A 23,210-nucleotide genomic window follows, 5' to 3' on the forward strand; every position below is an offset into this window, starting at 1 on the left:
CTGAATGCGATCTATCGCTTCCAGGTCGTGGTGACCGCGGATAACGAGGGCAAGCTGACGGCTGAGCTGAAGGATCAGAACGGCAATGCGATCGATGGTAAGTTTGCCTTTACCAACACCTACAATGGCTTCTATCAGCCCGCCGGAGAGCGGCTTGTGGTTCTTCAGGGCGGTGTCCGCCAGGCGGACGGCAGCCTGAAGCAGCTGTATCTGGAGAGCTATCACGTCTCGGTCAATGAGCGCTACGACATGACCGATGAGCTGGCTGCTCTGGAAAAGGAGCACTGCGCTGGATACACGCAGAAGGAAGTGTTTGGCAACCTGAAGGGTGAGGCCGGAAATTCCGATGTCAAGATCCTGGTGGAGTACACCAAGAACGAGACCCCGGAGACCGAGGGCACACTGACCATCCAGGTGGTGAACGAGAACGCCACACCGAATAGCTTCACTATCGTTGTGACCGGTCCCGATGATTTCCGCAAGGAGATCTCCAGCAGTGAGATGACCGGCCTGCAGACGATCCTTTCCAACCTGAAGCCCGGCACCTACACCGTGGTGGAGAGCGGCGCCGGTCTGAGCGAGTATGATCTCGTTGTCACCTATATGGTGGGGGATCAGAATGGCAACACCGTAGATGTGACTGCCGGCAGCAGTCAGACCATGGTGATCACGAATACATATGTCCGTGACGATGGCGGCGATGGTGGTGACGGTGGCGACGGCGGAAATACCGGCGATGGTGGTGACGGTGGCAACACGCCCACCCCCACTCCGACGCCCACTCCGGAGGAAGAGATCCCCGACGAGAACACGCCTCTGGGCCCCGGCCCTGAGGAGCCCGGCACCGGTACCGGTACCGAGTCTGGCACTGGCACCGAGCAGCCCGGCACCGGCACCGGCGACGGCGAGGGCGAAGCGGTCGTGGATATCGACGACGGGGAGACTCCTCTCGGAAACCTGCCTCAGACCGGTATGGTCGCCACGCCTGTGAATCCGGCTGTGACGGCTGGCCTGGTGGCCCTGGCCTTCTCCATGGTAGGCGCTGGCCTGCATCTCTCCTTCTCCCGGAAGAAGGGTGAGGAAGAGGACTGAGCCTCTGAGTAAGACCACAACAAAATAAGATCCAAAGCCCCCGCGGACATCGTCCGCGGGGGCTTTCCAATTCCTATAGAATTAGGCGATGGGGGCTACGCCCAAGGTCATCTCTTCCAGTACTTCCAGTACCATACGCACCGTGTCCAGAGAGGTAAAGATGGTGGCGCCATTTTCCACCGCACAACGGCGGATGAGGGTGCCGTCCTGGTAATGCTCCCCGGAAAGGATTGCGCGGGTATTGACTACACAGTTGATCCGTCCGCTGCGCAGATCCTGGAGGATCTGGTCATCGCCCTCGCAGATCTTACCGTAAACTCGGGTGCGCAGACCGCGCTGCCGCAGGTATTGGGCGGTGGCCTGGGTGGCACAGAGACTGTACCCCAGCCGATAGAAGCGCTCGGCCAGAGGGAATGCTTCGGCCTTGTCCTCGTCCGCCACGGTGAAGAGAATGGTGCCGTGGTCAGCCACCCGCACGCCTGAGGCCTGGAGCGCCTTGTACATGGCGCGGGTCAGACTGGGATCGTACCCAATGGCCTCGCCGGTGGACTTCATCTCGGGGGAGAGATAGGCATCCAGTCCGCTGAGTTTGGAGAAGGAGAAGGCGGGGGCCTTCACATACCAGCAGGCGGGACGGACAGGGGGGCGGTCGGCATAGCCCTGTTCCTTGAGCGAGATGCCCAGCATGACCCGGGTGGCGATGTCGGCCAGCGGCAGGCCGGTAGCCTTGGAGAGGAAGGGGACCGTGCGGGAGGAGCGGGGGTTGACCTCGATGATGTAGACCCGGTCCTCTTTGTCCACAATAAACTGGATGTTGTAGAGGCCCTTGATGCCGATGCCGGGGCCCAGCTGGCGGGTATAGGCCTCGATCTGCTCCAGTGCCTTCTGAGAGACCGAGAAGGTGGGGAACACGCTGATCGAATCTCCCGAGTGAATACCCGTCCGCTCCACCAGTTCCATGACACCGGGGAGGAAGACGTCGGTGCCGTCGCAGATGGCGTCTACCTCCAGCTCCTTGCCGGTGATATACTGGTCTACCAGCACGGGCTGGTCCTCGTTGACGGCGACCGCGGTGCGCAGGTAAGTGCGCAGGTCCTCCGGTTTGGAGACAATCTGCATGGCCCGGCCGCCCAGCACATAGCTGGGACGCACCAGGACGGGATAACCGATCTCGGCGGCGGCCTGCTCCCCGGCCTCCACACTGGTGACTGCCACCCCCTTGGGCTGAGGAATGCCGAGGGAGGAGAGTACCCGCTCAAAGGCGTCCCGGTTTTCGGCCCGCTCGATGGCTTCACAGTCGGTGCCGATGAGGGGAACCCCGCGCCGGGCCAGAGGCTCGGCCAGATTGACGGCAGTCTGTCCGCCCAGACAGGCCACGACGCCCAGAGGCTGTTCCAGCTCCACCACATTCATCACATCCTCCGGTGTGAGGGGCTCAAAGTAGAGCTTGTCGCTGGTGGTATAGTCGGTGGAGACCGTTTCGGGATTGTTATTCAGAAGAATAGCCTCATAGCCGTGGGCGCGGATGGTCTGGACCGCGTGGACAGTGGAGTAGTCAAACTCCACGCCCTGGCCGATCCGGATGGGACCGGAGCCCAGGACCAGGATTTTGGGCCGGTCGCTGACCCGGGACTCGTTCTCCGCCTCATAGGTGGAGTAGAAGTAGGGAATGTAGCTGTCGAATTCGCTGGCACAGCTGTCGATCATCTTGTAGACCGGCAGGATGCCATGCTCCTTCCGCAGGGCGCGGAGGGCGTCCTCTTCCATCCCCCAGGTCCGGGCGATCCAGGCATCGGAGAATCCGGCGCGCTTGGCCCGGAGGAGGACGTCGGGGTCGCGGGGAGCGGCAGAAAGCGCCTGCTCCAGGGCTACGATGTTCCCCAGCTTATCCAGGAAAAAGGGGTCGATCTGGGTTCGGGCTGCAATGAGCCCGGGGTCCATGCCCAGGCGCAGCAGCTGAGCCACGGCATAGATCCGGTCATCGGTACCCAGGGTGATATAGGAGAGAAGCTCCTCCCCGGTCATGGGGTCAAACTTGGGCAGGTGGAGGTGGCAGGCGCCGATCTCCAGAGAGCGTACCGCTTTGAGCAGGCTCTCCTCCACGGTGCGGCCCACGCTCATGACCTCGCCGGTCGCCTTCATCTGGGTGCCCAGGCGGTTGGAGGCGTCGGTAAACTTGTCAAAGGGGAAGCGGGGCATCTTGGTCACCACATAGTCCAGGGCGGGTTCAAAGCAGGCGGGCGTATTGGCCAGCTGGATCTCGTCCAGGTGCAGGCCCACGGCGATCTTGGCCGAGACCCGGGCGATGGGATAGCCGCTGGCCTTGGAGGCCAGGGCCGAGGAGCGGGAGACCCGGGGATTGACTTCAATGACATAGTAGCGGAAGGACTGGGGGTCCAGGGCAAACTGGACATTGCATCCGCCCTCGATGCGCAGGGCGCGGATGAGCCGCAGGGCGCTGTCCCGCAGGAGATGATATTCCTTATTGGTCAGAGTTTGGCTGGGCGCCACCACGATGGAGTCGCCGGTGTGGATGCCCACGGGGTCCAGATTCTCCATGTTGCAGATGGTGATAGCGGTGTCGTTGGCATCCCGGATGACCTCGTATTCGATCTCTTTATAGCCCTTGATGCTCTTTTCCACCAGAACCTGCCCCACGGGGGAGAGAGCCAGGGCGTTGACCAGCAGGTCAGCACACTGCTGGGGATCGTCAGCAAAACCGCCGCCGGTGCCGCCCAGGGTGAAGGCGGGGCGCAGGACCACCGGATAGCCAATGGAATCCGCCGCGGCAAGTCCTTCCTCCACACTGTGGACGGTCTCGGAGGGAAGGACGGGCTCCCCCAGAGACTGGCACAGGGCTTTAAACTCCTCCCGGTCCTCCGCCCGGCGGATGCTCTCCCGGCTGGTGCCCAGCAGCTCTACGCCGCACTCCTCCAGCACGCCCAGGTCGGACAGCTCCATGGCCAGGTTGAGGCCGGTCTGCCCGCCGATGCCGGGGACCAGGGCGTCGGGGCGCTCCCGCCGGAGGATCCGGGCCACATATTCCGCGGTGAGAGGCTCCATATAGACCTTATCGGCCATGGCCGGGTCCGTCATAATGGTGGCCGGGTTGGAGTTGACCAGCAAGACCTCATACCCCTCCTCCCGCAGGGCCAGGCAGGCCTGTGTGCCCGCATAGTCAAATTCGGCGGCCTGGCCGATGACGATGGGGCCGGAGCCGATGACCATGATCTTGTGAATGTCGGTACGCTTAGGCATGGGTCTTGTCCTCCTTCATGAGCTCGATAAACTGGTCAAACAGGTAGCCGCTGTCCTGGGGACCGGGGGCACTCTCCGGGTGGTACTGAACGCTGAAGATTCGTTCTTCGGGGCAGGCCACGCCCTCCACCGTGCCGTCCAACAGGTTGGTGTGGGTGGGGATGAGACCGGTGCCCGCCAGCGAGTCGGCATCCACCGCATAGCTGTGATTCTGGCTGGTGATCTCGATCTTGCCGTCGGAGAGTCGGAGGACGGGGTGATTACCGCCGCGGTGGCCAAATTTGAGCTTATAGGTACGTCCGCCGAAGGCCAGGGAGATGAGCTGATGTCCCAGACAGATGCCAAAAATGGGCCAGCGCCCCCGGATGGCGCGGATGAGCTCGATCACGGGCCCCACATCCTCCGGGTCACCCGGGCCGTTGGAGAAGAAGACCCCATCGGGCTGGTAGAGGGCAATCTCCTCCGCGGTGGTGTTCCAGGGCACTACGGTCACGTTGCAGCCCCGGCGGTTCAGGCTGCGGATGATATTGAGCTTGATGCCGCAGTCCACCGCCACCACATGAAAGCGGTGGTCGGCGGTGCGGGCATACCAGCGCTTTTTACAGCTCACCCGGGAGACGGCGTCCCGGGGCACCGGAGTGGCGCGCAGGCGGGCCAGGGCGGCCTCCCGGGGGACGTCGGCCCCGGTGAGAATGGCCCGTCGGCTGCCATGGGCGCGGATGGAGCGGGTGAGCTGCCGGGTATCCACGCCCCAGAGCCCGGGAATGCCGTTCTCCTCCAAAATCTCCGAGAGGGTCTTGGTGTAGCGGAAATTGCTGGGGCGGTCGTTGTATTCCCGGACCACCAGTGCGCCGATGGTGGGAAAACGGGTCTCAAAATCCTCGTCGGTGATACCGTAATTTCCGATCAGGGGATAGGTCATCACCACCATCTGGTCGGTATAGGAGGGATCGGATACGATCTCCTGATATCCCACCATGGAGGTGTTGAAGACCAGCTCGCACACCCGGTCGGCGGGATAGCCGAATCCGTGGCCGTAATACTCGCTGCCGTCCTCCAGGACCAGCTTTCGTTCCAGTGTTTGCATGGGTGTCATCCTTTCTCTCAGAGGCGTGGGCAAAAAAAGGACGGTGGGCAAATATGCCACACCGTCCAATGCCTATAAGACATCATTTTCCAGGAGGAAGAAAGACTGGGGGAAGAACGCCTTGACCAGATTCATGGTGTTCTTGCTGCTGCCCATACTTTGCTCACCTCCGGGAATTTGCATTGTGCGATATTGTACGGAAAAGAAAGTATACTGTCAAGTATAAAGTTTATTCTTTATAGGAGTGAACAAGAAAAGGGCGGGAAACGCCCCGCAGGATGGTTGCGGCAGGGCAGCACAGAGGGTATAATAAAATGCAAAAAGGCCGCGCTGCTCGGCCTTCTGGAGCAAGGAGGACAGATTGTCATGGAATATGAACTGAGCCGCGACGGCATGACCATCCGGGTGGCGGAGATGGGGGCCGAGATCCAGTCGTTCACGGCCTGCGGCAGAGAGTGGGTGTGGAGCGGGGACCCATCTGTGTGGCGACGGCATGCCCCAGCCTGTTTCCCCTGGTGCGGGCGGCTGAAGGACGGCTATTTTGAGCAGGACGGCGTGCGCTATGAGAACGGCCCCCACGGTTTTGCCCGGGAGTATCCCCATACCCTGGTCGGGCAGGATGGGGCGTCCCTCACCTTCCGGCTGGACTGGAATGAGGAGACCTGGAAGCGCTATCCCTGGAAATTCCGGCTGGAGACGGAGTACCGGCTGGGGGAGGGGGTCCTCTCCTCCACCTATCGGGTCTATAACCTGGATGAGCGGGAAATGCCTTTTCAGGCGGGGTTCCACTATGCCCTCGCCCTCCCGCTGACGCCGGGAGGACAGACCGAGGACCACGAGCTGCGCTTTGCCGGCGCGGAGGAGCCCGAGGAGATCCTGACGCTGGAGGGCGGACTGGTCAGCGGACGCCGTCCCCGGTTTACCGGAATGGACCATGTGAAGCTGAATGACCACCTGTTTGATCAGGACTCTATCTGCCTGTCCGGGCTGCGCACCCCTTGGATCGAGCTGGCCAGCCGGACTGGGGAGACGGCCATCCGGCTGGGTATGGAGGGCTTCCCCTACGTGCTCTTCTGGTCCAAGCCCGGCCCGATGCGTTTTGTGTGCATTGAGCCCTGGCATGGTCTGCCGGACGATGCACAGGGGGATCACAATCTCTTCCACCGCCCCGGCATCCGGGTGCTGGGACCGGGGGAATCCTTTACCTGTACCCAGACACTGACACCGCAGGGATAAAACAAAAGGCCGCCGGGATGGAATTCCATCCCGGCGGCCTTTTGTATCCAGTTGGCTTAGAGGGTGCGCAGAGCGTCCTGGAGGGCGGTCTTCTGAGAGGTGCCTGCATCCTTGTGCTCCTTGATGATACGGGCGGGCACACCGGCCACCACGGCTCCGGCGGGAACGTCCTCGATGACCACGCTGCCCGCGGCCACGACAGCGCCCTGCCCCACGTGTACCCCCTCAATGAGGACGGCGTTGGCGCCGATGAGGACGTCGTCCTCCACAATGACGGGTACTGCACTGGCGGGCTCCACCACGCCGGCCAGCACCGCGCCGGCTCCCACATGGCAGTTGCGGCCCACCGTGGCCCGGCCACCCAGCACCGCGCCCATGTCGATCATGGTGCCGGAGCCCACCACGGCGCCGATGTTGAGGATGGCGCCCATCATGATGACCGCATTGTCGCCGATCTCCACCTGGTCCCGGATGATGGCACCCGGCTCAATGCGGGCATTGATGCCCTTCAGATCCAGCAGGGGAATGGCGGAATTGCGGCAGCTGTTCTCCACCACCAGATCGTCGATGCGATCGGCATTGGCGGCCAGGATGGGGCCCAGCTCCTTCCAGTCTCCGAAGATGACCTTGTCCCCGACGCCGAACACCTGGGCCGAGCCGTAGTCGATGGGGGCTTTTTCCCGGAGGGTGACCTTGACGGGGGTCTTCTTCTCCGCCTGTGCAATATAGCGAATGATTTCCTGTGCGTCCATGTATGATCCTTCTTTCTCAGGGTTGATGGGGAGTGGGGAAGAGCAGGTCCTCCAGAGCGTAGAAGCCGGGCTCTCTGCTGACAAGGAGCCGTGCGGCCCGGAGGGCCCCGGCGGCAAAAATAGAGCGGTTGTCGGCCCGATGGCTCAGATGGAGCTCCTCCTGGGGGCCGAAAAAGGAGACCGTATGGGCGCCCGCCACCGTGCCGCCCCGGAGGGCGTGGACCCCGATCTCCCGGGGAGAACGGCGGGCGGAGCGTCCCTCCCGGGCGTAGACGGGGGAGTAGGTGTGACCGGGATCCACCGCCTCCAGCAGAAGTTTGGCGGTGCCGCTGGGGGCGTCAGCCTTCTGATTGTGGTGGGTCTCCACGATTTCGATGTCAAAAGCGTCTCCCAGCACCTCCGCGGCCTGGGCGGCCAGGCGGCGAAGGACCGCGATGCCGATGGAGAAGTTGGCGCTGTGCAGTACGGGTGCGTAGTTGCCCAGCTGGCGGAGCAGGTCCATCTGCTGGGGAAGATAGCCGGTGGTGCCGCTGACCAGGGGAGTGCCGGTACGGCGGACATACCCGGCCACCGCGCACAGACTGTCCGGCGCGGAAAAATCCACGATGACGTCGGCCGGGGGAGCCGTGCGCTCCAGATCACTCAGGTTGGTGCGGTGGAAGGCGGCCAGAATGGTGAGATCCTCCTCCTGTTCCACCAGGGTGCGGAGCATGGTGCCCATCCGGCCGGTGCCGACCAGAAGGAGGTTCATGCCAGAACACCTGCCTTTTCCATGGCCTCCCGCAGAGCGGCGCGGGGACCCTCCGACATGGTGGTCAGAGGCAGCCGGTAGCCGCCCACCTCCATGCCCATGAGGTTGAGGGCCTCCTTCACCGGGACGGGATTGACCTCCAGGAACAGGCCGTTGATGACATCCAGATAGCGCAGCTGGGTCTCCAGCGCGGCGGCACGGTCCCCGCGGAGGTAGTTCCACACCATATCGTGGATCTCCCGGGGCAGGATGTTGGCGGCCACCGAGATCACGCCGCTAGAACCCAGCGCCATCATGGGCAGGACGATGTCGTCGTTGCCGGAATACATGAGAAAATCATCCGAGAGATAGCGGGCGATCTTGGTGGCATAGCTCAGGCTGCCCGAGGCCTCCTTGATGCCCACGATGTTGGGGTGGACCGACAGGCGGCGCACCACGTTTTCCGAGATGGAGCAGCCGGTCCGTCCGGGCACATTGTAGAGAATACAGGGGATGTGGACCGCGTCGGCCACCGTCTTGAAGTGGAGGTACATGCCCTCCTCGTTGGTCTTGTTGTAGTAGGGGGTGATGAGGAGCAGACCGTCCACCCCCAGGCGCTCAAAGCTCAGGCTCTTTTCCACCATGGTCTCGGTGCAGTTGGAACCGCTGCCCGCGATGACCGGGACCCGGCCGGCCACCCGCTCGACGGTGTAGGCGCAGACCGCGTCGTCCTCCTCGTGGGTCATGGTGGAGGACTCGCCAGTGGTACCCAGAATGAGAATGGCATCGGTCTGGTTGGCCAGATGGAAGTCGATCAGCTCCCCCAGCTTTTCAAAATTGACCGATCCGTCGGGGTGGAAGGGGGTGATCAGGGCAACGATGGAACCTTGGATGTGTCTGGCGTTCATGTGAAAGACTCCTTTCTCGAATGGCGGACAGATGCCGCGATGCGGACAGAGGAGCGGACACAAAACAAAAAACGCCAGTAGGGCTATGCCTTACTGACGGCCCAGGTTCTCCGGTGCATTTGGGGAGAAACCTGCAGTAAGGATAGCACTCCCGCGGGTCATCCCCGCAGACAGTGCCGCAGATCTTCTCCACGGCCCCACCCGGCCGCCGTGCCCGGCGTCCGAATTCGGCAGGTTCGCCTCCGCCCGGGATCGCTGTCTGCCGACTCCCCCGGGGTATTCTCACCTGCGCCTCTATCCTGAGTTTGGCCTATTTTAGCACGGCGCTGCTTTAGTGTCAAGAAGTTTTTTCTGCGAATTTCACTTGCACCCGGCGTCCCGGGACCGTATAATAGCGGACAAAGAAACCGCGTCTGCGGGGAAATGAGGGATGTAACATGCTCCAACTGCTCCAAACTGTCCGCCGGGATCTCCATCGCATTCCGGAGCTGGATGACCAGCTGCCCCAGACCACGGCCTATCTGCGCCGCGCGCTGGAGGATCTGCCCTGTACGCTCTTTTCCCCGGACGGACGGGCTCTGTGCGCCTGGTTTGACGGGGGGAAGGAGCGGGCTGTGGCCTTCCGGGCGGACATGGACGCCCTGCCCATTTTGGAAAAGACAGGGGCGCCCTATGCCTCCTGTCACCCGGGGCAGATGCACGCCTGCGGCCATGACGGCCATATGGCCATGCTGATCGGCCTGGCCCACACGGTGGCGGAGCGTCTTTCCACACTGCCCCGCAATGTGCTTCTGATCTTCCAGCCCGCCGAGGAGACTACCGGCGGGGCCCGTTCCATCTGCGCGAGCGGCGTGCTGGAGCGCTATGGGGTGGAGCGGATCTACGGCTTCCACCTCTGGCCGAATCTGCCGGCGGGGACGCTGGGCAGTCGTCCGGGGCCCCTGATGGCACGGGCCAGCGAGGTGACGGTGCGGATGACCGGCCGCAGCGCCCACATTGCCCGCTGGCAGGAGGGGGCTGACGCCCTGATGGCGGGGGCCCGCTTCCTGTGTGAGGCGGAGGCGTGTACCGGGAAGCTGAACCGGGAGCAGGGTGTATGCCTCCTCAAATTCGGGCGGATGGAGAGCGGGAGCGTCCGCAATGCCATCAGCGCCGAGAGTACGCTGCTGGGCAGTCTCCGAGTGGACTCGGACGAAGTGTTTCAGAGCGCCAAGGAGGAATTGCGTGCGCTGGCCCGAACGGTGGGGGAGCAGTACGGCGTGGAGGCGGAGATCCGGTTCTCCGAGGGATATCCCCCGGTGTGCAACGATCCGGAGCTCTATGCCGCCAGTGCGGCCACCCTGCCGGAGCTGCGTCTTCTGGAGGAGCCCCTCCTGATCGCGGAAGATTTTTCCTTTTACCAGCGCTGTGTGCCGGGCGTCTTTTTCCTGCTGGGGACGGGAACCGGGATCCCGCTCCATGCTGACACCTTCGATTTTGATGAGCAGGTACTGGAGGCAGGGGTTCGGTTCCAGCAGCGCCTGCTGGAGTTAGCCTAGGGAAAACTGTGAGCGGAGAAAGAACATGTCTTTTTAAGACGAACAATAGGGAAACCGGGCCATACCAGAGGATGTGGCACAGGAAGGCCATGTGTCCGAGCGAGGACTGTCCTGCCGGGCGGGAGGAAAGAAAGCCTGTTATACCTTTATATAATAAGATATGCGGATTTCGAACCATAGAAGCAGAGAAACGGATGGAAGGATGAGAGAGACACTGTGCTGCCCGCCTGGGTCACCCCGGGCGGGCAGACGAGGGGAGCAGCCTGCGCGTGGGACCTCGCTGTGTGCGTGAAACCCGGACTGCACGCGAGCAGAAAACAGACTTGCCAGAGGAGAAAAAGTGTGGTATAAAAGAAGGGTATTAGGCGAAAGCCTCGATCCACGTTTGTCAGGGAAAATCCGACAGACGTGGTTTTCTTTTTTTACAGGAAAAGAAAGGATGGGTCTCTATGAAGCGAAATCTGGGCCTGGATCTTTTGCTGGTGGTACTGGGAAATGCCCTGTACGCCTTCGGCGTGGCGGCCTTCCTGCTGCCCGGCGGACTGATCACCGGGGGGACCACCGGAATCGCGCTGTTTGTGCGGCACTGCTTTCCGATCTCGATCTCCGCGTTCGTGCTGGGCTTCAATGTGGTGATGCTGCTGCTGGGGCTGGCGGTGCTGGGGCGGAAGTTTGCGGCCACCACGGTGCTGAGCAGTCTGCTCTACCCTGTGCTTTTGGAGCTGTGGGAGCGCGTGCTGCCGGCACAGGCCATCACGCAGGACGTGATCCTGTGCACTGCCTTCGGTGGAATGTGCATCGGCGCGGGCCTGGGGATCGTCATTCGCACCGGAGCGTCCACGGGTGGTATGGACATCCCGCCCCTGGTGCTCAACCGACTCTTTCATCTTCCGGTGGCGCCCATGCTCTATGGATTTGATATGGTCATCCTGCTGCTCCAGGCGCTGTTCAGCGACTGGGAACAGATTTTGTACGGGATTTTGCTGGTCTTCATCTATACGGCGGTGCTGAACAAGGTGCTGGTCTTGGGCCAGCAGAAGGTGGAGGTCAAAGTGGTCAGCGAAAAGGTGGAGGAGATCCGCCGGGCCGTCCTCTCCCAGGTGGACCGGGGCGGGACCCTTCTCCAGAGCCGCACGGGCTATATGCTGCGGGAGACCGAGATGCTCCTCTCCGTAGTTTCCCCCATGGAGCTGGGGAAGGTGGAGCGTCTGATCCATGACATCGACCCGGAGGCATTCCTGATCGTCAGCCGGGTCAGTGAGGTGAGCGGCCGGGGCTTTACCCGGGCCAAACGCTATCTCGCTTCGGCCGAGACGGGCAAGTAACTAGAATAAAAAATACCCCTTCCCATTCACACACCCGCCGGGGTGGACTTTGAGGCGGCCCGCCGTCTGGGCGTCAAGGCAGTATGGGCCCTGTCCCTGCCGGGAAAAGTGGCGCCGGTGACGGCGGCCAGAGCCATCAAGAGTACCATCTATAATATCCTCAACGAATTGGGAGTGTGAATATGGAAGAGATCCATGTGGGATTTGCCTTTACCGGCTCTTTTTGTACTTACGCCAAGGCCATGGAGACCCTGGAGCGGGTGGCGGAGCGCTATGGCAGCGTGACGCCCATTGTCTCCGAACGGGGGGCGGGAACCGACTCCCGCTTTGGCAACGCCGCTGATTTTGTGGCCGAGATGGAGCGCATCTGCGGCAAACGGGTGGTGGACTCGGTGGTCAAGGCCGAGCCCATCGGGCCCAAAAAGCTGCTGGATGTGTTGGTGATCTGTCCCTGTACTGGGAATACACTGGCGAAACTGGCCGCCGGGATCACCGATTCCTCGGTCACTATGGCAGCCAAGGCCCACCTGCGCAACGGGCGGCCCCTGGTACTGGCAGTGGCCACCAATGACGGTCTGGCCGGGGCAGCCCGCAACATCGGTACGCTGCTGGACAAGAAGCACGTCTATTTTGTCCCCTTCGGCCAGGATGATCCGGAGCACAAGCCCACCTCTCTGGTGGCGGATTTTGACCGGGTACCTGAGACCATTGACGCCGCCCTCTGCGAGAGACAGATCCAGCCAATTTTGCTGCGGGAATGAATTCCGAAACCGGAAAAGGAGCGCTTCTCTGCCCGAATTTGGGGTGGAGCGGAGCGCTCCTTTTTCTTGCCATTTTCATAGAGGCGTGGTAGGATAAAAGAGCTCGCGGCCCCCCGATACTTCGCAGGGGGAGGAGAAGTACCCGCGATGGATGCGGGAATGGATATCAAGAGCAAAAGGAGTCGTTTTCATCTATGATCGCATTTCATACACCGGAACTGGCAGACAAGTCCTGGGTGGACAAGCTGCTGCTGGGGGCGGATTCCAGAGGATGTGAATACAGTTTTACCAATCTCTATACCTGGCGCCACGCGTTCCACTATGCCATTGCCCCGGTGGAGGGGTTTCTGGCGGCCCGTCTGTGTGGAAGGCTGGGGTGCAGCTATCTCTACCCCGCAGGGGAGGGGGAGGTAGAGCAGGTGCTGCATGCACTGGCCCAAGACGCCGGTGAGCGGGGGGAACCCTTCCGCCTGGTCTGCCTGTCCAGGGAACAGGCGGAAGGACTGGAGGCCCGTTTCCCCGGATGCTTTCAGATCGAAGCGGACCGGGACAGCTTTGATTACCTCTATGAGATCGATCGGCTGGCGGAGCTCCCCGGCAAACAGCTGCATGCCAAACGAAACCACATCAATGCCTTTATCCGCGCCTTTCCGCACTGGACCTATGAGGAGATGACTCCGGCCGTCCTGCCGGAGTGCCTGGAGATGGACAAGGAGTGGTACCGGCGCAGCCGGGAGCGGGAAGGAGCAGCGGAGGCCGGGGATCTGGGCAATGAGGGGCTGGCCCTCCGGGATGCCATTGCCCACTTTGAAGAGCTGGGACTGGAAGGCGGCGTGATCCGGGTCTACGGGGAAGTGGTTGCCTTTACCATGGGGGACCGGCTGGGAAAGGACTGCTATGACGTCCACTTTGAGAAGGCCTATAACGAGCTGCGGGGCGGCTACACGCTGATCAACCGGGAATTTGCCCGCTGGGTCCGAAACCGCTATCCCGATGTGCGTTATCTCAACCGGGAGGATGACATGGGTGTCCCCGGGCTGCGGAAGGCCAAGGAGTCCTATTATCCTGACTGCATGGTGGAAAAATACAGCGCTACGTTGAAAAAAGATACAAAATTTTGATAAACTAGCGCGATAAAGCGGCGGGCTGTTACTACAAAAAAGTACGAGGGGCCTAACAAATGTCTCTTGACTGAGGACATAATTTAAGATAAAATATAAAAACTGCGTAAAAGTAGGGCGCAGAGGGCCTCAGAAGGGTTAGAATGGAACGAAAACTGAAATAATTTTTCAAGCATCCGGGCGCTTGAAAAGTGGTTTCAGATTCACTCATTCACCGGAAAGAAAGGCCCTCTGAAACAGAGTGGAGAAAGAAAGTTTAGGAAGTGAAGAAATGGCAAAGTACATATTGAAGCGAGTCGTTATGGCAATCATTACGGTCCTCATCGTGTCCTGTGTCACCTTCCTGCTGATGATGTCGGTGCCTGGCAGCCCGTTTGCCTCGGAAAAAGCGCTGACGCCGCAGCAGCAGGCCACACTGGATGCAAAGTACGGCTTTGACAAGCCGCTGCCCATTCAGATGGTGAATTACCTGAAAAATGCGCTGCACGGCGATCTGGGCGAGTCCCTGAAGATGCAGAAGGGACGCCCGGTAGCCGAGATCATTGCGGATATGTTCCCCATCTCCGCCAAGATCGGCGTGATCGCCCTGGCCTGGGCTGTGGTGGTCGGTATCCTGCTGGGCTGTTTGGCCGCCTATTACCGAGGGAAGTGGGTGGACAGCCTGCTGCGCGTGGTCTGTACCTTAGGTATCTCCATGCCGGGATTTGTCGTGGCCTCGTTCCTGCTGATCCTGTTCTGTTCCCCGGTGGGACCGGAGCTGCTGAAGAGTTTTGAGCTGACCGCCATCTTTAACCCGGATCTGGGCGCCAAGGCCTATTTCATGCCCTGCTTCGCACTGGGCCTCTATCCCATGTGCTACACCGCCCGGCTGACCCGGTCTTCCATGCTGGACGCCATCAATCAGGAGTATATCAAGACTGCCCGGGCCAAGGGCCTGAAGGGCGGCAAGATCATCTTCAAGCACGCCCTGCGCAACGCCCTCATCCCCGTCATCACCTACCTGGGCCCCCTGGTTGCCTTCACCCTGTGCGGCGGCTTCGTGGTGGAGAGCGTGTTCTCCATCCCCGGCCTGGGCCGCTATCTGGTGCAGTCCATCACCAACCGCGACTACTTTGTGATTATGGGCACGACCATCTTCCTGGCGACCTTTGTGGTCCTCATGAACCTGGTGGTGGATATCATCTACAAGCTGGTCGATCCCCGCATCGATCTGACGAAAGGAGAGTAACCAATGGCGAATCGAAAGAAAAAACCGGTCATCGGCTCTCTCCAGCCCGATGTGGACTCCATGCTGGATTGGAATACCCTGACCAACGATGATTTTGCGCCTGCCTCCAGTGAGGAGAAGGCCGACTTTATTCAGCAGCGCAAGAGCGTGTCCTACTGGTCGGACGCCTGGCGCCGCCTGCGCAAGAACGTGGTGGCCATGGTGGCTCTGGGCGTCATCGTGCTGCTGATCCTCTTTGCCTTTGTGGGCCCGATGCTGGTGCCCTATGGGTATGAGCAGCGCAACCTGGGCGCCGAGAATCTCTATCCTCACCACTACACCCTGGAGGAACAGGAGCAGTACCGCCAGGCTACCAGCACCCTGGACCCCCAGGAGGCGGTGGAGCAGGCCCGTGCCGAGGCTGAGGCCAAGGGCGAGAAGCTCACCAGCCGTGAGGAGGCTCTGATCCGCGCCAAGGCCAAGACCGGCGGAGAGTATGCCGGTATGTCCGAGGAGGAGGTCTATGCCGCTCTGGGCATTCACAGCCATCCCTTTGGATACTCCAATGAGGAGCTCGAGCGCATCGCCAACGGCGAGAAGGTGTTCCCCCATGTGTTCGGTACCGATAAGCTGGGCCGTGATATCATGGTGCGCACCATGTACGGCACCCGGGTGTCCATGACCATCGGTCTGGCCGCCGCCTTTATCGTGCTCATCATCGGCTCCCTGTATGGCTCCATCTCCGGCTACTTCGGAGGCAAGGTGGACGTGGTCATGCAGCGCATCGTCGACGTCATCTACTCCGTGCCTGAGGTGCTGGTCATCCTGCTGATCTCCACCAGTATGAGCCCCCATATCACCCAGTTTATTTCGGACCATCAGGGCAACGCCCTGGCGGAGTTCATGCGCACCATCGGCCCCAACCTGATCGCCATGTTCATCGCCTTCGGCCTTCTGTACTGGGTCAGCCTGAGCCGCATCATCCGCGGTCAGATCCTCCAGCTCAAGCAGCAGGAGTATGTCACCGCGGCCCGGGCGCTGGGCGCCTCCGGCGGACGCATTATCCGGCGCCACCTGCTGCCCAACTGCATCGGCCAGATCGTGGTGACCACCTGCCTGCAGATCCCCTCCGCCATCTTCCTGGAGTCCTTCATGTCCTACCTGGGCGTGGGCGTGTCCGCCCCGCTGACCAGCCTGGGCTCCATGTGCCGGGACGCTCTGAGCGGCTTTACTACCTATACCTACCGCCTGATCATTCCGGCTGTCATCATCAGCGTGATGATCCTGGCCTTCAACCTGTTTGGCGACGGCCTGCGCGACGCGCTGGATCCGCGCCTGAAGAAGTAAGAGAGGAGGAGCGAGCATGGATCGGAACAAAGAGAACGAGGAGCGCCGGGACGGGCAGCTCCACACCGAAGCACCGGCCAGCGGTGAGAAGCTGCTGGAAGTGAAGGACCTGCGGGTCTCCTTCTTTACCCCCGCCGGCGAAGTCAAGGCCGTGGGCGGGATCAGCTATGAGCTCAACTACGGCGAGGTCATGGGCATCGTGGGCGAGTCTGGCTCCGGCAAGAGCCAGGAGGCCTACTCCATCATCGGCCTGCTCCAGTCCCCCGGCAAAGTGGTGGGCGGCTCCATCCATTTTGAGGGCCGGGACGTCCTTGCCTTCAACAAGGATCAGATGACCCAGTTCCGGGGCAGCGAAGTGGCCATGATCTTCCAGAACCCCATGACCTGCCTCAACCCGGTCTACACCGTGGGCAACCAGCTGGTGGAGGCCCTCAAGGCCCACGACAAGAAGATCTCCAAGGCCGACGCGGAAAAGCGCGCCATGGAGATGCTGGAGCTGGTGGGCATCAACAACGTGGAAAAGCGGATGAAGCAGTATCCCCATGAGTTTTCCGGCGGCATGCGCCAGCGCGTGATGATCGCCATGGGTCTGATCTGCCATCCCAAGCTGCTCATTGCCGATGAGCCCACCACCGCTCTGGACGTGACCATTCAGGCCCAGATCCTGGAGCTTATGAAGGACCTGCAGAAGAAGACCCAGATGGGTATTATCTTCATCACCCATAACCTGGGCGTGGTGGCGGAGATCTGCGACAAAGTCTCGGTCATGTACGCCGGAAAGATCGTGGAGCAGGGTAAGGTAGACGATATTTTCTACCGCACCGGTCACCCCTATACCATGGGCCTGCTGCGCTCCATGCCCCGTGTGGACGCGGAGAGCCACGAGCGCCTGATCCCCATTGAGGGCACCCCTGTGGATATGCTCAACCCGCCCGAGGGCTGTCCCTTTGCGCCCCGCTGCGAGCACTGCATGAAGATCTGCCTGCAGAAGATGCCCCCCTATGTGGAACTGGGTGAGGGCCACCGCGCCGCCTGCTGGCTGCGGGTGCAGGATGAGCTGAAGAAGCAGAGAGAGGAGGGCGCGCAGAATGGCTGAGGATAAAATTCTGCTGGAAGTCCAGAACCTGAAGAAATACTTCCCTGTCAAGGGAACCAAGGGCCCCGGCGTGCAGGCGGTGGAAAACGTGTCCCTCTTCATCCGGAAGGGTGAGACCCTGGGCCTGGTGGGCGAGTCCGGCTGTGGTAAGACCACACTGGGCCGCACCATTTTGCAGCTCCATGAGCCCACCTCCGGCAAGATCGTCTATGACGGAGAGACCATTTTTGAGGGCGCTGATCCCTGGCAGAAGGACGCCCAGGGCCACGCCACCCGGGTTAAGGTGGCCAAGCCCAAGATGGTGAATATGCTGCCCTACCGCCGGAAGATGCAGATCATCTTCCAGGATCCTTCTGCCTCTCTGGACCCCCGTATGACGGTGGGAGAGATCATCGGCGAGGCGCTGGATATCCATAAGCTCTACGCCAGCAAGGCCGAGCGCACCGATCGCATCAAGGAACTGCTGGGCATGGTCGGACTGAACACCGAACACGCCAACCGCTATCCCCATGAGTTCTCCGGCGGCCAGCAGCAGCGCGTGGGCATCGCCCGCGCCCTGGCAGTGAAGCCCGAGTTCATCGTCTGTGACGAGCCCATCTCCGCACTGGACGTGTCCATCCAGTCTCAGGTGGTCAACATGCTGGAGGATATGCAGAACGAGATGGGGCTGACCTATCTCTTCATTGCCCACGATCTCTCCGTGGTGCGCCACATCTCCAGCCGCATCGGCGTAATGTATCTGGGTTCCCTGGTGGAGCTGGCGGAGAGCTATGAGCTCAACAAGCACCCCCTCCACCCCTATACCAAGACCCTGCTCTCCGCTGTGCCGGTTCCCGACCCCGAGGTCAGCCGCCAGCGCCAGCGCATCGTCCTGGAGGGCGACATTCCCTCTCCCATGAATCCCCCGACGGGCTGCCGGTTCCATACCCGCTGCCCCTATGCTACCAAGGAGTGCAGCGAGGCCGCCCCGGTTTTCCGGGAGGTGGAGCCCGGTCACTGGGCCGCCTGCCATCTGCTGAACAAGTAATTTTCCTGTCCGCGTAGATTGGACGTATCTGCCGTGGGAAAACGGGGATAAGCACTGTTGGATATGTGACTATTTTGCAGAGAATTTTGTTGCATCCAATGGAGTGTCATTGTATTTAAATGCAGAATCCGCGCGGAAAGGCGAAGAAAACCCGAGTTTTCTTCGCCTTTCCTTCCTATTACGGGTTAACAATTTTGAAACATTTTACTTTACAAGAGTAATGCACCGTGGTATAATCAGCCTCGGATTCCACCGAAACGCTTTTGTGGAAGAACATCTGTCCGGCTGAACAGGACAGAAGATGACCGTGTATCACGCTGGAAAGGCGAGAGGATACAAAAAAACTTTGGAGGTTTTCGCAATGAAGAAGACGAAACTTCTGGCTCTGGGCCTGTCGGTCGCCATGACCGCCTCCCTGCTGGCCGGATGCGGCGGCACTGAGACGGCTCCCACCGGGACCACTGCTCCTGAGAACAGCGGCGCTCCCGCTGCCGAAGGCGTCAGCATGAGCGTCTGTGTGGCCAGTGAGCCCGAGACCATGGACCCTGCTCTGAACCGTACCGTGGACGGCGGCATCATGGCCCATCACCTGTTTGAGAACCTGTACAAGTGGGTGGACAGCGCCGAGGGCAACAACCCCGACGGCGGCGCCACCGCCGTTCTGGACCTGGGCATGGCCGCGGAGGAGCCCGAGGTGGTCGAGAATGCCGACGGCACCTACACCTGGACCTTCAAGCTGCGTGAGGACGCCAAGTGGTCCGACGGTCAGGCTGTGACCGCCAACGACTTCGTGTATGCCTGGCAGCGCCTGGTCAACCCCGAGCTGGCTGCTCCCTACAACTACATCATCGACATGGTGGTCAACGCTGTGGAGATCCGCAACGGTGAGAAGGATCCCTCCGAGCTGGGCGTCTCTGCTCCCGACGAGCACACCTTCGTGGTCAACCTGACCTACAACTGCCCCTACTTCAAGGAGATCTGCGCCTTCCCCTGCACCATGCCTCTGCGTCAGGACGTGGTAGAGGGCAACGCCAACTGGACTCAGGATCCCGCTACCTACATCTCCAACGGCCCCATGAAGCTGGAGTCTTGGTCTCACAACGCTGAGATCGTCATGGTTCCCAACGAGAACTACTATGACGCTGCCAGCGTGACCGTGAGCAAGCTGACCTTCAAGCTGATGGACGACACCCGCGCCATGCTGACTGCCTTCAACAATGGCGAGCTGGACTTCGTCAACAACGTCCCCGTGGACGAGACCGCTACCCTGCTGGCCAACGGCTCCCTGATCGCCGGGGACTACCTGGGCACCTACTACATCGACTTCAACAACTCCAAGGCTCCCTTTGACGATCCCCGCGTGCGTCAGGCCTTCAACCTGGCCATTGACCGCAACTACATCGTGGAGAACGTGAGCCAGGTGGGCGAGATCCCCGCTGACGGCTGGGTGCCCTACGGCGTGTATGACGCTGCTGGCCCCGACGGCGATGACTTCCGCACCACCGGCGGCACCTACTGGAGCGTTGCCCCCGAGGACTACGAGGCCAACTGCGAGAAAGCCCGCCAGCTGCTGGCTGAGGCCGGCTATCCCGACGGCGCCGGCTTCCCCGCTGTCACCTACCTCTACAACACCGATGACAAGCACAGCGCCATCGCTGAGGCCCTCCAGTCCATGTGGAAGGATGTCCTCAACGTGGACGTGACCCTGAACAACCAGGACTGGAACGTGTTCCTGTCCACCCGCAGCGAGGGTAACTACAACATCTGCCGCGACGGCTGGATCAGCGACTACAACGATCCCGTGTCCTTCCTGGATATGTTCATGACCGGCAACGGCAACAACAACGCTCACTACTCCAACCCTGAGTATGACAAGATCATGACCGAGGTTCTGAGCGACTCCGATGCCGCGGGCCGTATGGAGCTCATGCATCAGGCTGAGGATATGCTGATGGAGCAGGATTGCGCCATCGCTCCCCTGTACTTCTACACCCAGCCCTACATGATCAACAGCGATCTCAACGGCATGTACTACACCCCCCTGGGCTTCTTCATGTTCACCCACGTGACCTCCAAGTAAGACCTGAGGGCTGTATAAAACCTGCATAAGAATGAAAACGGCGAGGCCAGTGGCTTCGCCGTTTTCTGCTAGAAAATGTCATACATATCCAGAATACGGTCCGATTGTCGACACGATGCACAAGAGAACGGGCGGGAAGAAAGCAGACTTGGTCATATTCATAAATATGCAAAAAAGACTTGCATTTTCATGAATATGGTGTATAATCATAGCATATCAATCCAACACCGGCCGGCACGGGAAAGACTGGCCGCGAGTTGCTCATGAAGGAGAAGATGAATATGAAAAAGTTCTTTGCTCTTGGTATGGCCGCGGCGCTCTCTCTGAGCCTGCTGGCCGGCTGCGGCAGCACTTCCAGCGCCCCCAGCGCCGATCCTGGCGCCGCCAGCCCTGCGCCCACCGAGGAGACCGGAAACACCTGGACCTCTGTGGAGGATCTGAAGGGTAAGAAGATCGCTGTGCAGGAGGGCACCACCGGCAACGATATTGCCAAGGAGATCGAGGGTGCCGAGGTCAGCGCCTTCAAGGCTGCCACCGCCTGCGCGATGGAGCTCATCAACGGCCGGGTGGACTGCATCATCATCGACACCAATCCTGCCCAGTCTCTGGTGAACGCCAACCCCGACAAGCTGCAGCTGCTGGACTTCCCCGCCTCGGAGGAGAGCGAGACCTACGCCATCGCCACCCAGAAGAATGAGGAGGGCGCGGCTCTGGCTGAGGAGTTCAACGCCGCTATGGAGACTCTGAAGGAGAATGGTACCTTTGACGCCCTGGTGGCCAAGTACATCTCCAAGGAGGAGGACGCCACCCTGCCTGAGCTCGCCCCTGTGGAGAATCCCAAGGGCACTCTGGTGATGGGCACCAACTGTGAGTTTGAGCCCTTTGAGTACCTGACCAGCGACGGCCAGCCCACTGGCTTTGATGTGGATTATGTGAAGTACCTGTGCGCCGAGATGGGCTATGAGGTGACCGTGGAGAACATGGACTTTGACGCCCTGATCCCCGCCCTCCAGTCCGGTCGGATCGACTTCATCGCCGCCGGCCTCACCAAGAATCCCGAGCGTGAGGAAAACGCTAACTTCACCAACGGCTACTATGAGGCGGTCCAGTCCATCGTGGTGGCCAAGTAAGAACACAGTCTGAATCAGGGAAGCCTGCGCCGCTCGGATTGGCGCAGGCTCTCCTGCGCTTTTGAATCTTTCCAAAACAGAGAAAAAGGAGGCGGTATCCCCATGGATATCCTGAATTGGTTTGCGGATTTCGGGGACAAGCTCTACCAGGCATTCCTCTTTGAGGACCGCTGGAAGCTCTACCTGGACGGCATGGGCGTCACACTGGGCATCACCCTGGGCGCGATTCTCATCAGTACGGTGCTGGGCATGGTGCTGTGTCTCATGAAGCTCTCCAAGCATGCGGTGCTGCGGGGGCCTGCCAAGGCCTACATCGACATCATCCGGGGGATCCCCGTGGTGGTGCAGCTGCTCATCATGTACAATGTCATCCTGCTGGATGTGACGGACAACAAGATGGTGGTGGCCATCATTGCCTTTGGTCTGAACTCCTCGGCCTATATGGCGGAGATCTACCGCTCGGGCATCAATGCTGTGGAGAAGGGACAGATGGAGGCCGGGCGCTCCCTGGGACTGACCCAGGCGCAGACCATGTGGCACATCATCTTCCCCCAGGCCCTCAAGAACTGCCTGCCCACCTATACCAGCGAATTCATCGTCCTGGTGAAGGAGACCGCCGTGGTGGGCTATATCGCCCTGGTGGACCTGACCAAGGTCTACTCCTCGGTACAGAGCATGACCTATGACGCCTTTGGCCCGCTGTTTATCATTGCGGTGGCCTACTTCTGCATCACCAAGGTCCTTGCCGTCATCTTCGCTGCTATGGAAAGGAGGCTGTGCGCCAGTGATCGACGTTAAGAATCTGTCCAAGTCTTTTGGACACATCCACGTGCTCAAGAACATCAATGAGCACATCTATCCCGGCGAAAAGGTGGTCATTATCGGGCCCTCCGGCTCGGGCAAATCCACCTTCCTGCGCTGCCTCAACCTGCTGGAGACGCCCACCGAGGGCACCATCTCCTTTGAGGGGACGGTCATCAACGATCCCAAGACCGACATCAACGCCATCCGCCGGCAGATGGGCATGGTCTTCCAGCATTTCAATCTCTTCCCCAATATGACCATCCGGAAAAATATTACCCTGGCACCGGTCCAGACCAAGCGCATGGGCCAGGAGGAGGCCGATGAGACCGCCCTCAAGCTCCTGGAGCGGGTAGGACTGAAGGACAAGGCGGAAGCCTATCCCAACCAGCTCTCCGGCGGTCAGAAGCAGCGCATCGCCATCGTGCGGGCGCTGGCCATGAAGCCTAAGGTGATGCTCTTTGACGAGCCCACCTCCGCCCTGGACCCCGAGATGGTGGGTGAGGTGCTGGACGTCATGAAGGAGCTGGCCAACGAGGGCATGACCATGGTGGTGGTCACCCATGAGATGGGCTTTGCCCGCGAGGTGGCCTCCCGGGTGCTCTTCATGGATGGCGGCAACATCCTGGAGCAGAACACGCCGCAGGAGTTCTTTGCCAACCCCAAGGAAGCCCGCACCATCGAATTTCTCTCCAAGGTACTGTAAGGAAAAAA

The 23,210-nt window shown here is 60.7% G+C and carries 19 protein-coding genes, 1 pseudogene and 1 riboswitch; of the genes and pseudogenes, 15 read left to right on the forward strand and 5 right to left on the reverse strand.

Translation table 11 applies throughout. The features are described 5' to 3' along the window. Positions 1 to 1,092 (forward strand): annotated as a pseudogene (locus tag I2C21_RS14865) (hypothetical protein); the annotation flags it as partial. Positions 1,093 to 1,173: 81 nt separating this feature from the next. Here the strand turns inward: I2C21_RS14865 and carB are convergent. Together carB and carA are read right to left on the reverse strand one after the other, a co-directional pair. After that, positions 1,174 to 4,350: a carbamoyl-phosphate synthase large subunit gene (carB, locus tag I2C21_RS14870; RefSeq protein ID WP_195279640.1), complete on the reverse strand. Its 3,177-nt coding sequence runs from the start codon at positions 4,348 to 4,350 to the stop codon at positions 1,174 to 1,176. Further along, positions 4,343 to 5,437 (reverse strand): glutamine-hydrolyzing carbamoyl-phosphate synthase small subunit, encoded by a 1,095-nt coding sequence (gene carA, locus I2C21_RS14875; protein WP_193538816.1) that lies wholly within the window; start codon positions 5,435 to 5,437, stop codon positions 4,343 to 4,345. The genes carB and carA overlap by 8 nt, the downstream gene beginning before the upstream one ends. A gap of 366 nt (positions 5,438 to 5,803) precedes the next feature. On the opposite strand from carA, the gene I2C21_RS14880 reads away from it, so the two are divergent. Further along, positions 5,804 to 6,673, forward strand: a complete 870-nt coding sequence (locus tag I2C21_RS14880; protein WP_195279641.1) for an aldose 1-epimerase family protein — start codon at positions 5,804 to 5,806, stop codon at positions 6,671 to 6,673. 56 nt (positions 6,674 to 6,729) lie between these two features. On the opposite strand, the gene dapD is transcribed toward I2C21_RS14880, so the two are convergent. From dapD to dapA, 3 genes are read right to left on the reverse strand one after another with little or no spacing between them, the layout of a single operon-like run. Next, on the reverse strand, positions 6,730 to 7,425 hold the full coding sequence (gene dapD / locus I2C21_RS14885) for a 2,3,4,5-tetrahydropyridine-2,6-dicarboxylate N-acetyltransferase (RefSeq protein ID WP_195279642.1): 696 nt from the start codon (positions 7,423 to 7,425) through the stop codon (positions 6,730 to 6,732). Between the two features lie 16 nt (positions 7,426 to 7,441). Next, a complete protein-coding gene (dapB, locus tag I2C21_RS14890) occupies positions 7,442 to 8,176 on the reverse strand; it encodes a 4-hydroxy-tetrahydrodipicolinate reductase (RefSeq protein WP_195279643.1) in 735 nt (244 codons plus the stop codon). Beyond that, positions 8,173 to 9,063, reverse strand: a complete 891-nt coding sequence (gene dapA / locus I2C21_RS14895; protein WP_193538824.1) for a 4-hydroxy-tetrahydrodipicolinate synthase — start codon at positions 9,061 to 9,063, stop codon at positions 8,173 to 8,175. Before dapA ends, dapB begins: the two co-directional genes overlap by 4 nt. 135 nt (positions 9,064 to 9,198) lie before the next feature. Continuing rightward, positions 9,199 to 9,368, reverse strand: a riboswitch (Lysine riboswitch). Between the two features lie 132 nt (positions 9,369 to 9,500). Between dapA and I2C21_RS14900 the strand changes: the two genes are divergently transcribed. The 13 genes from I2C21_RS14900 to I2C21_RS14960 all read left to right on the forward strand — a co-directional run bounded on the left by I2C21_RS14900 (position 9,501) and on the right by I2C21_RS14960 (position 23,202). Next, positions 9,501 to 10,601: a M20 metallopeptidase family protein gene (locus I2C21_RS14900; protein WP_195279644.1), complete on the forward strand. Its 1,101-nt coding sequence runs from the start codon at positions 9,501 to 9,503 to the stop codon at positions 10,599 to 10,601. A 449-nt stretch (positions 10,602 to 11,050) separates the two neighbouring features. Then, entirely contained in the window at positions 11,051 to 11,926 is an 876-nt protein-coding gene (locus I2C21_RS14905) for a YitT family protein (RefSeq protein ID WP_101691052.1), read from the forward strand. Between the two features lie 42 nt (positions 11,927 to 11,968). Next, the gene (locus I2C21_RS14910) at positions 11,969 to 12,106 is read left to right on the forward strand and encodes a hypothetical protein (protein ID WP_502709461.1); all 138 of its coding nucleotides are present in this window, start codon (positions 11,969 to 11,971) and stop codon (positions 12,104 to 12,106) included. Positions 12,107 to 12,108: 2 nt separating this feature from the next. After that, on the forward strand, positions 12,109 to 12,687 hold the full coding sequence (locus I2C21_RS14915) for a dipicolinate synthase subunit B (RefSeq protein WP_101691053.1): 579 nt from the start codon (positions 12,109 to 12,111) through the stop codon (positions 12,685 to 12,687). 194 nt (positions 12,688 to 12,881) lie between these two features. After that, a complete protein-coding gene (locus I2C21_RS14920) occupies positions 12,882 to 13,808 on the forward strand; it encodes a DUF2156 domain-containing protein (RefSeq protein ID WP_195279645.1) in 927 nt (308 codons plus the stop codon). A 271-nt stretch (positions 13,809 to 14,079) separates the two neighbouring features. Beyond that, complete coding sequence (locus I2C21_RS14925; protein WP_101691055.1) at positions 14,080 to 15,036, forward strand: ABC transporter permease; 957 nt, start codon at positions 14,080 to 14,082, stop codon at positions 15,034 to 15,036. Between the two features lie 3 nt (positions 15,037 to 15,039). Beyond that, the gene (locus I2C21_RS14930) at positions 15,040 to 16,362 is read left to right on the forward strand and encodes an ABC transporter permease (protein ID WP_101691056.1); all 1,323 of its coding nucleotides are present in this window, start codon (positions 15,040 to 15,042) and stop codon (positions 16,360 to 16,362) included. 16 nt (positions 16,363 to 16,378) lie between these two features. Beyond that, positions 16,379 to 17,458 (forward strand): ABC transporter ATP-binding protein, encoded by a 1,080-nt coding sequence (locus tag I2C21_RS14935; protein WP_235964343.1) that lies wholly within the window; start codon positions 16,379 to 16,381, stop codon positions 17,456 to 17,458. Further along, positions 17,451 to 18,485: an ABC transporter ATP-binding protein gene (locus I2C21_RS14940; RefSeq protein WP_101691057.1), complete on the forward strand. Its 1,035-nt coding sequence runs from the start codon at positions 17,451 to 17,453 to the stop codon at positions 18,483 to 18,485. Before I2C21_RS14935 ends, I2C21_RS14940 begins: the two co-directional genes overlap by 8 nt. Positions 18,486 to 18,846: 361 nt before the next feature. Then, positions 18,847 to 20,565: a peptide ABC transporter substrate-binding protein gene (locus I2C21_RS14945; protein ID WP_195279646.1), complete on the forward strand. Its 1,719-nt coding sequence runs from the start codon at positions 18,847 to 18,849 to the stop codon at positions 20,563 to 20,565. A gap of 281 nt (positions 20,566 to 20,846) precedes the next feature. Further along, positions 20,847 to 21,695, forward strand: a complete 849-nt coding sequence (locus I2C21_RS14950) for a transporter substrate-binding domain-containing protein (protein WP_235964344.1) — start codon at positions 20,847 to 20,849, stop codon at positions 21,693 to 21,695. Positions 21,696 to 21,797: 102 nt separating this feature from the next. Then, on the forward strand, positions 21,798 to 22,493 hold the full coding sequence (locus I2C21_RS14955) for an amino acid ABC transporter permease (RefSeq protein WP_101691059.1): 696 nt from the start codon (positions 21,798 to 21,800) through the stop codon (positions 22,491 to 22,493). Further along, entirely contained in the window at positions 22,480 to 23,202 is a 723-nt protein-coding gene (locus I2C21_RS14960; protein ID WP_193538831.1) for an amino acid ABC transporter ATP-binding protein, read from the forward strand. The genes I2C21_RS14955 and I2C21_RS14960 overlap by 14 nt, the downstream gene beginning before the upstream one ends. Positions 23,203 to 23,210: the final 8 nt, after the last annotated feature.

The organism is Clostridium sp. J1101437_171009_A5 (genome assembly GCF_015547905.1).
Taxonomy (GTDB): domain Bacteria; phylum Bacillota; class Clostridia; order Oscillospirales; family Oscillospiraceae; genus Pseudoflavonifractor_A; species Pseudoflavonifractor_A gallinarum.

Bases quoted from the DNA above. Each gene is read 5' to 3' on its own strand.
- I2C21_RS14900 (WP_195279644.1), top strand. From the start codon at position 9,501: ATGCTCCAACTGCTCCAAACTGTCCGCCGGGATCTCCATCGCATTCCG.
- I2C21_RS14940 (WP_101691057.1), top strand. From the start codon at position 17,451: ATGGCTGAGGATAAAATTCTGCTGGAAGTCCAGAACCTGAAGAAATAC.
- I2C21_RS14920 (WP_195279645.1), top strand. From the start codon at position 12,882: ATGATCGCATTTCATACACCGGAACTGGCAGACAAGTCCTGGGTGGAC.
- I2C21_RS14950 (WP_235964344.1), top strand. From the start codon at position 20,847: ATGAAAAAGTTCTTTGCTCTTGGTATGGCCGCGGCGCTCTCTCTGAGC.
- I2C21_RS14880 (WP_195279641.1), top strand. From the start codon at position 5,804: ATGGAATATGAACTGAGCCGCGACGGCATGACCATCCGGGTGGCGGAG.
- carA (WP_193538816.1), bottom strand. From the start codon at position 5,437: ATGCAAACACTGGAACGAAAGCTGGTCCTGGAGGACGGCAGCGAGTAT.
- I2C21_RS14905 (WP_101691052.1), top strand. From the start codon at position 11,051: ATGAAGCGAAATCTGGGCCTGGATCTTTTGCTGGTGGTACTGGGAAAT.
- I2C21_RS14935 (WP_235964343.1), top strand. From the start codon at position 16,379: ATGGATCGGAACAAAGAGAACGAGGAGCGCCGGGACGGGCAGCTCCAC.
- I2C21_RS14925 (WP_101691055.1), top strand. From the start codon at position 14,080: ATGGCAAAGTACATATTGAAGCGAGTCGTTATGGCAATCATTACGGTC.
- dapD (WP_195279642.1), bottom strand. From the start codon at position 7,425: ATGGACGCACAGGAAATCATTCGCTATATTGCACAGGCGGAGAAGAAG.
- carB (WP_195279640.1), bottom strand. From the start codon at position 4,350: ATGCCTAAGCGTACCGACATTCACAAGATCATGGTCATCGGCTCCGGC.
- dapA (WP_193538824.1), bottom strand. From the start codon at position 9,063: ATGAACGCCAGACACATCCAAGGTTCCATCGTTGCCCTGATCACCCCC.
- I2C21_RS14930 (WP_101691056.1), top strand. From the start codon at position 15,040: ATGGCGAATCGAAAGAAAAAACCGGTCATCGGCTCTCTCCAGCCCGAT.
- dapB (WP_195279643.1), bottom strand. From the start codon at position 8,176: ATGAACCTCCTTCTGGTCGGCACCGGCCGGATGGGCACCATGCTCCGC.
- I2C21_RS14945 (WP_195279646.1), top strand. From the start codon at position 18,847: ATGAAGAAGACGAAACTTCTGGCTCTGGGCCTGTCGGTCGCCATGACC.
- I2C21_RS14915 (WP_101691053.1), top strand. From the start codon at position 12,109: ATGGAAGAGATCCATGTGGGATTTGCCTTTACCGGCTCTTTTTGTACT.
- I2C21_RS14955 (WP_101691059.1), top strand. From the start codon at position 21,798: ATGGATATCCTGAATTGGTTTGCGGATTTCGGGGACAAGCTCTACCAG.